Here is a 497-nt window from a genome sequence, read left to right on the forward strand (position 1 = left end):
AGCGAGCCGTGGCCTTGCTTTCATACATCAAGGGCGAAAACTCACCGGCAGTGAGCTTCGATAGATATTGCTCTGCTTCGGCCTCGTCCGCTTCGTCCGCTGTGTCGAACAGGTAGAGCAGCGGAATGACCGCACCACCGCTGTCCCGCTGTGCGGTATCCACAGACAAAACTGTCTCATATCCAATACCACCATAACGATAACTCATGGAATACGGAAGCTCTACCAAGGCGCAGACCGTGTACTCTACATCTCTGGCTCCATACAGTTTTTCCTGAAGGTACTCCTCCGGTGTATCTTCGGTGCAGAGTTCCCCGGTGCGGCTGTCGATATATTTCACATCGTCCGCATAGGTAGCGGTGATCGTGTCTCCCACCTTGGGGTAGTATTCAAGATTGGGCAGATTACCGTAGTCATCTAAGGAAACCGCAATGGCAATGGCGTTATTGTCCGGCTCCAACATGGGAGAAATATCTCCGTCGAACACTTGCAGCTTG

At 52.3% G+C, this 497-nt stretch carries 1 pseudogene; it reads right to left on the minus strand.

Features of this window, described 5'->3' with window-relative positions:
* Positions 1–497 (minus strand): annotated as a pseudogene (locus OCV77_RS16350) (ABC transporter permease); the annotation flags it as partial.

This window comes from Suilimivivens aceti (assembly GCF_025567405.1).
Classification (GTDB): domain Bacteria; phylum Bacillota; class Clostridia; order Lachnospirales; family Lachnospiraceae; genus Suilimivivens; species Suilimivivens aceti.